Raw genomic sequence first — 367 nt, 5'->3', positions numbered from 1 at the left:
CATGACGCGGGGGAGTTCGACGCGGGGTTCTTCGGTATTTCGCCGCGTGAGGCGTTGGCGATGGATCCGCAGCAGCGGTTGTTGCTGGAGACGTCGTGGGAGGCGCTGGAGCGGGCGGGCATCGACCCGCACTCGCTGCGCGGCACGCGGACCGGCGTCTACATGGGTGCCTGGAACGGCGGGTACGCCGAAGGGATTCCCCAGCCCTCTGCGGAACTGGAGGCCCAGCTGCTCACCGGCGGCGTAGTGAGCTTCACCTCTGGCCGCGTTTCCTACCTCCTGGGTCTTGAGGGGCCGGCGGTGACGGTGGACACGGCGTGTTCGTCGTCGTTGGTGGCGTTGCATCTGGCGGTGCGGGCGCTGCGCA

1 protein-coding gene is annotated in these 367 nt (G+C 68.9%); it reads left to right on the top strand.

All coding sequences use genetic code 11. From position 1 onward, the window contains the following. On the top strand, positions 1 to 367 hold a 367-nt coding region (locus GTY56_RS33640), incomplete at both ends, for a beta-ketoacyl [acyl carrier protein] synthase domain-containing protein (protein ID WP_161369072.1).

Source organism: Streptomyces sp. SID5643 (assembly GCF_009872555.1).
GTDB classification, from domain to species: Bacteria; Actinomycetota; Actinomycetes; order Streptomycetales; family Streptomycetaceae; genus Streptomyces; species Streptomyces iakyrus.
Note: the sequence above shows the minus strand (reverse complement) of the source record. Positions and strands in the feature narration are given on the sequence as shown.